7 protein-coding genes are annotated in these 6,206 nt (G+C 70.6%); 6 read left to right on the forward strand and 1 reads right to left on the reverse strand.

What is annotated here, in order from left to right:
• Nucleotides 1–6: 6 nt before the first annotated feature.
• Nucleotides 7–906, reverse strand: a complete 900-nt coding sequence (locus ACWEPF_RS35360) for an ATP-dependent DNA ligase (protein ID WP_452175802.1) — start codon at nucleotides 904–906, stop codon at nucleotides 7–9.
• Between the two features lie 124 nt (nucleotides 907–1,030).
• On the opposite strand from ACWEPF_RS35360, the gene ACWEPF_RS35365 reads away from it, so the two are divergent.
• The 6 genes from ACWEPF_RS35365 to ACWEPF_RS35390 all read left to right on the forward strand — a co-directional run bounded on the left by ACWEPF_RS35365 (nucleotide 1,031) and on the right by ACWEPF_RS35390 (nucleotide 5,930).
• Nucleotides 1,031–1,420 (forward strand): hypothetical protein, encoded by a 390-nt coding sequence (locus tag ACWEPF_RS35365; protein WP_452175803.1) that lies wholly within the window; start codon nucleotides 1,031–1,033, stop codon nucleotides 1,418–1,420.
• Between the two features lie 281 nt (nucleotides 1,421–1,701).
• Nucleotides 1,702–2,004, forward strand: coding sequence for a hypothetical protein (locus ACWEPF_RS35370; RefSeq protein WP_452175804.1), 303 nt, complete (start codon nucleotides 1,702–1,704; stop codon nucleotides 2,002–2,004).
• Between the two features lie 503 nt (nucleotides 2,005–2,507).
• Entirely contained in the window at nucleotides 2,508–2,942 is a 435-nt protein-coding gene (locus ACWEPF_RS35375) for a hypothetical protein (RefSeq protein ID WP_452175805.1), read from the forward strand.
• 470 nt (nucleotides 2,943–3,412) lie between these two features.
• The gene (locus ACWEPF_RS35380; RefSeq protein WP_452175806.1) at nucleotides 3,413–3,619 is read left to right on the forward strand and encodes a hypothetical protein; all 207 of its coding nucleotides are present in this window, start codon (nucleotides 3,413–3,415) and stop codon (nucleotides 3,617–3,619) included.
• A gap of 176 nt (nucleotides 3,620–3,795) precedes the next feature.
• Nucleotides 3,796–4,314 (forward strand): DUF4240 domain-containing protein, encoded by a 519-nt coding sequence (locus ACWEPF_RS35385; protein ID WP_452175807.1) that lies wholly within the window; start codon nucleotides 3,796–3,798, stop codon nucleotides 4,312–4,314.
• 170 nt (nucleotides 4,315–4,484) lie between these two features.
• On the forward strand, nucleotides 4,485–5,930 hold the full coding sequence (locus ACWEPF_RS35390; RefSeq protein ID WP_452175808.1) for an NF041680 family putative transposase: 1,446 nt from the start codon (nucleotides 4,485–4,487) through the stop codon (nucleotides 5,928–5,930).
• The last annotated feature ends 276 nt before the right edge of the window (nucleotides 5,931–6,206 follow it).

Raw genomic sequence — 6,206 nt, forward strand, 5'->3', positions numbered from 1 at the left:
CGCTGGCTACTCGGCGGGCCGGGCGCGGACGAAGCGGACCTGGCCGTGGCGGCCGGTGCCGGCCATCACCTCCACCAGCGGCAGCGGTTCGGCGAGCCAGTGCACCCGGGCGGCCTGGTCCTCCTTGGTCGCCGGGCGCAGCCGGCCCGCGATGGCCTCGGCGAGCTGGCCGGCCTGCACCGGCGTGAGCCTGGGCGTGGTGACCTCCTGGCGGCCGTCCGGCAGCCGCACCAGCGCAGCCTCTGGCCGCCGCGCCGACCCGGTCACCCCGACCAGCTCGGCGTCCACGGTGGCGGTGTGCCGGACCTTCACCCAGGTCGACCTTGACGGGGCGCCCGCCACGTACCGGCCGTTCAGACTCTTCCCCACCAGACCCTCCACCCCTACATCCACCAGGCCCTCATACCAGGCGAGTGCCTGCTCGCGGGATCGGGTGGCCATCACCGGCTGAACCTGCGGCCCGGCCCCGGCCAGTAGCTTCTCCAAGAGAGCACGCCTCTCGGAAAGAGGCCTGGAGCGAACGTCGCCCTTGCCGGGCAGCGACAGGACGTCGAAGGCCACGTAGGACAGGGCCACCCCAGCCGCGCGGCGCCGGGCCGGACTGCGCAGCAACTGGTGGAAGTCGAGCTTGCCGCCCGCCCACGCGCAGATCTCGCCGTCCAGTGTCGCCCCCGCCGGCACCGCGGCCGCCAAGGCGGCGGTCAGCTCGGGGAACCTGCCGGTGAACCGGTTCCCGCGCCGCGACCACAGCTCCACCCCACGCGGCCCACCCCAGGCGACCGCCCGGAAGCCGTCCAGCTTGACCTCGAACTGACCATCGGCGGGCAGCACGGTGGCAGGGCGAGGCTGCATCAGCTCGAACGGCGGGTGCAACACCACCATCGGCGGCTTGGTCGTCTTGGGCACACCTCCAGCGTCAGCCCGCGCAGCCCGGCCCGCAGGCCATCGGGCTGGGCCGTTGGTGGCCGGCACGCCGGCTTCCCGGCGGGCCAACCGCAGGCCTGTCAGCGGGGCCGTCTACGATCCCGGCGTGCCCGACACGATCACCCCCACCACCAGCACCGACACCACCGACAGCGCCGAGGCCGAGGTGCCGCTGCATCCGGACTTCGTCATGCCGGTCCCGGCTCCGTACGAGACCAAGCTGGCCCGCGAGGCCCGCGCCGCCACCGCCTGGTGGTGCGACCAGATCCGGGAGCAGGCCCACAGGGCGTTCCCCGACGAGGACCAGTGGCTGGAGAGGGCTTGCTATCCCGGCCCGGTCCCCACCGTGCCGCTGGAGCAGCACAAGGGCAGCCTCTGGCCGCCGGTGCTGGTCGAGCGCCTCCAGGAGCTGCGATTGATCGCGTCCAAGGCCGCCTGGCAGAACCGCCGGTTCTTCGGCCCGCCCGAGATCCCGGAGGACGGGGACGACGACTGACCCTGCGTCGCTGGGCCGACTCGCGGCCGGCGTCTCAGCAGGCGCCAGGGTGGGACGCACTTGGGACGGTCCCACCCCGTTTTGCCTGGTGGGAGCGGTGCGCGGTGGCTGGGACAGTGATGGGACAGCACGGCCTGGTCGGCTCGGCCCAGCCGGACTGCCAGACTGTGGTGCCCGCGCGCGGCCGCCGCTGCCCGCCCTCCGGTGGATCCGGGCCGCTCAGCGTCACCCGTTCGGGTAACGGCTCCCGGGCCGGGCGCGGCGGCTGCGAGCATGAGCGTATGAGCGATGCCGTGGACGTGGAGATGGACCCGGTCGAGCGGCTGCGGGAGGAGATCACCCTGGCGCAGTCGAACCTCAGCGGGGCGATGGGCGGGATCGCCGACTCCTATCTGGAACTGCGCAGCGGCGCCGGCCGCGGCCTCGGCGTCCACGCGCAGTACCGGGAGAACAACATGCGCACCGGCAAGCCGCTGGCGGAGCTGGCGGTGGAGCCGGCCGCTTGGGCGGCGGACATTGCCGCGAAGTCGGCCGCGCTGGACGTCCAGCGGGCGCAGCTCAAGCGGCTCGAAGGCAAGGACTGACCGGGCCAGGCGGTCCGTTCGGGCTGGGACGGAGGCCTGTCCCAGTACCGTCCCAGCGTGTCCGGTTTCGACCGTTTCGCTAGGACGTCCCAGGCCGTTTTCCCAGGTGCGAGCGTTTCGCGTTCCGGCCTGGGACAGCCCGGCCGGGTCAGCGTCGGCGCAGGGTGTCCTCTGACAGGTGATCGTGACCGTTTGCCAAGTGATCTTGACCGATACGGTGTTTCTGCCACTTGATCTTGACTGGCGTGGTTGAGCGCCCTGCTCATATGGCTCGTATGGGTTGTCACCGTCCTGTCGTACGGTGCCCCGGGCTGGACGGGTCAGCCCGGTTCGGACCGCAGGGGTCCGGGTCGGTAGTGAGATGGGGTGCGAGAGGCGTGAGCTGGGATGCAGTCGCGGCGGGTGAGCGGATCCGGTGGGAGCTGGAGCCGTTGCGCCGGGTGGGTCCGCTGCGGTTTGGGATGAGGGCCGAGGAGGTGGGGCAGGCGCTTGAGGGAGAGCTGGTGCCGGACCCTTGGGGCACGGTCCGGCCGCACTACGGGCTCGTGGTGAGCCGCACCTTCCACCTTCCGCTCGACAAGCCGGCCTGGTGGGCCGTCACCGCGTACTTCAACGGCGACGGGTACCTGGCGGGCGCGGCTGTCGATGCCCGGCGCGGGCCCCAGGTTCTCCTGGAGGGCTTGGCGCTGGTGGGCCGGGTGCCCTCCGAGCTGGCGGCCGACCTTACCGCCTACGAGGCCGCCCACGACGTCTACCTGCAGCACAACCACCTGGGGGACATCGCCTCGGAGGAACTCGGGCTGTTCAGCAGCACCCAGCGCTCCCATGACGTGCTCCTCACCAGGGCGATGCTCGTCGACCCCGTCTGGGCGCAGCGGATCGGCGACTACTCCGAGACCTACCTGCCCACCGCAGAGTGGCGGGACCGCATGTGGTGACCACGCCCTAAGCGACGCCAACCCGTCGGGGTGACGTGGCAGAAGCCCCGGCGTCGGTCAAGATCATGTGGCAATCGGTCAAGATCGCCTGGCAGAGGACACAGGGCGCGGCGGCGTCCAGGCGGGCCGGGGGAGTGGTTCGGTCGAGGGGCTTCGGCAGGCGGGCGTGGACGACGGCCGCGGTCTCCCCGCTGCGGGCCGGCAGTTGCCGGCGGGCCCGGCAGTGGGAGTGTGCCTACGCTGAGAGCCAGGGGCCGCCGGGCCGCTCCCGGCCCGTCGGTGCCCGGGAGAGTGCCATGACGCATCGACAGCGGCATCGGGTCCACCTCGTGTCCGGCCGGGGCCAGGATCCGCTGAACCCGAGGAAGCCGCTCTCGGTTGGCACCGGGTCCAAGCCGGGTGGCCGACAGAAGAAGAGGTCGCCCTCCGAGAAGAGCAGAAGGGCGGCCGGGAGGACGCTCAGGCGTCTGATGGGCGAGCTCGACGCCGCCGTGAAGGAGCGGAACTGGGCGGTGGCGAGGAGGACGTGCTCGGCTGCCTGGTCGGAGGTCGAGCAGCTCCCGCAGGATCTGGTGCGGGCGGAACGCTACCGGCTCTGGGAGGCCAAGCACTTCATCACCCAGGGGGAGGACCAGGACCGGCGACGGCGCGAGCGGGCGGGCGGGATGGTTTCGTAGCGGGCTGCCGGCCTGCCGGTGGCCGGTCGGCCCGGTCGGGTCAGGCTGAGCTTGTGCTTTAACGTCGGCCCTCGAACACGTGGTGTCTGTGCTCCGGCGTAGGGTGCGGCCATGACTGAGACCTTCGACATTCACGCCAGGCTTTCCGAGGCACTAACGACGACGGTGATCACGTCGTGAACGATTCGAGGACACCTCTGAACAACGGCGTCGACCCCGGACTTCCGATCATGACCTGGGAGCGGTTCTGGCAGCTCGTCGAGGTTCTCGGCGGTGAGGCCGCCATCGAGACCTGTCAGGGCTTCGAGGAAGCCTGTACACGCCTGACCGAGACTCTCGCGCGCGAACCGGTGGGCCAGATCATCGGCTTTGGCGAGCGCCTTGCGGAGGCTCTGTACCGCCTGGACCAGGAGCAGTTCGGAACTCTGCCGATCGACGGCTCTCCCTTCCCTCAGTCGGACGACCATTTCCTGTACACGCGCGCCGCGGTGGTTGTTGCAGGCCGCGACGTATACGAGGGCGTGTTCTACGATCCCGAGCGGTTCGCACCGTTCACGACACGGCAGTGCGAGCTCTTGCTCTACGTCCACGAGGAGGCGTTCGAGCAGGTGACCGGCACAGAGTGGGACCGCCTCACCCGCTACGACTACGAGTCCTGCTCGAACAGGGACGGCTGGCCCGAGCTTCGCGACTGAGTATCCGGCACTCGGGGCTGCCAGCCGGCGGCAATCCGGTCCCGCTCGGAGCGGACCCCGTCCAGCAGCGGGAACCCAGTCACCCACACGGGGATTCTCCAGACAATGGAGCGACCTTCGCACGATCCTGAACTCGGCTAAGAGATACGGGATTTGACGCGAAGGCTGCGATGGTGGACAAGGGTAGGCTGTGCGAGCCGCTGGCGGAGGCGTCGCACTTCCGTGAGGACTTCTACGGATGCCTGACCGCGCGGCGTGACGAACTGTTCGAGCTCACCGACGCGCTCCTGTGTGCGGACGGGCCGGTGACGTCGCCGGTGGAGCTGACGTTGGTGGCTGAGCACCGGCGTGGGCACGGTGCGCTGTACGACGCGCTTAACCGGGGTCGGGTTGATGTTGGGCGGCTGCGGCGAACGCTGGCCGCGCTGCCCCAGCCGAAGGCCGCTGGCGGCCAGCTCGTGCTGGCGGTGGACGTGAGCAACTGGCTGCGGCCGGATGCCGAGTGCAGCGCGGACCGGCTGTTCTGCCACACCTACGGCCGTGGCCGGGACCACCACCTGATGATCCCGGGCTGGCCGTACTCGTTCGTCGCCGCTCTCGAATCAGGACGCACCTCTTGGTGCCAGCTGCTCGACGCCGTACGACTCGGGCCCGAAGACGACGTCGCTGAGGTGACTGCCGACCAGGTCCGCCGGGTGCTCGAGGACCTGGTCGCCAGCGAACGCTGGTGCGAAGGGGATCCGGACGTCTTGGCCGTCTTCGACGCCGGCTATGATGCCCCGCGCCTGGCCTACCTGCTGAAGGATCTGCCGGTGGAAGTGCTGGGTCGGATGCGCTCCGATCGGGTCATGCGACGGCCGACGCCGACACAGCTGGAGTACTCCCTCGCCTATCCCCAGGGCGGGCGCCCTCCCAAGCACGGCAGGGAGTTCCGCTTCGCCGGGCCCGACACCTGGGGAGAGCCCGACACGGTGACCGTCCAGGCCACCGACCGCTACGGCACAGCCTCCGCGATGGCCTGGGACCGCCTGCACCCGCGGCTCACCACCCGCTCCGCCTGGATCGACCACGACAGCGAACTCCCCCTCATCGAAGGGACGCTGATCCGCCTTCAGGTCGACCATCTACCTGGCGGAGGCGACCCGCTGCCGCTCTGGCTGTGGTCCTCTTCCACCGGCATGAGCGCCGGCGACGTCGATCTGCGCTGGCAGGCGTTCCTGCGAAGGTTCGACCTGGAGCACACGTTCCGCATGATCAAGCAGACGCTCGGCTGGACCCGCCCCAAGCTCCGCACACCGCAAGCGGCGGACCGATGGACATGGCTGGTCATCGTCGCGCACACCCAGCTCCGCCTCGCTCGACCTCTCGCCGAGGACGTCCGCCGGCCCTGGGAACGGGCAGCCCAGCCGAACAAGCTCACCCCCGCCCGGGTCCGACGGGGGTTCAGGAACATCCGCCCGACTCTGCCCTGCCCGGTCCGGGTTCCCAAACCCACCCGGCCCGGCCCCGGCAGACCACCCGGCTCGAAGAACCAGCGGCCCGCCACCCGCTACGACGTCGGCAAAACCATCCGCCGCCCCGAGACCATCATCGAACGCAACCGATCTCGACCATAAAAGACAAGCTGAGTGCCTGTGAATGAAGCCTGCACGTCAAGTGCGGCTCGGCCGTGGCCCCTACCCTGGCTGGCCGACGGGGCACTGTGGCCTTCCGTGCGACCCGGCCCGGGCCGAGGGCGAGGAGATGGAAGCGGCCCGTGGGTCAGCGGCCGACCAGGGCGGTGATCAGCTTGCGGGCCGCTGCGCTGGTCAGCCCCATGGCAGCGGTCGCGGTCCGCTCCCGGGAGCGGACCCGTACGGTCCGCCCGGGACGGAGGTGAAGCTCACCCCGGG

The sequence above is a fragment of the Kitasatospora sp. NPDC004289 genome (genome assembly GCF_053602875.1).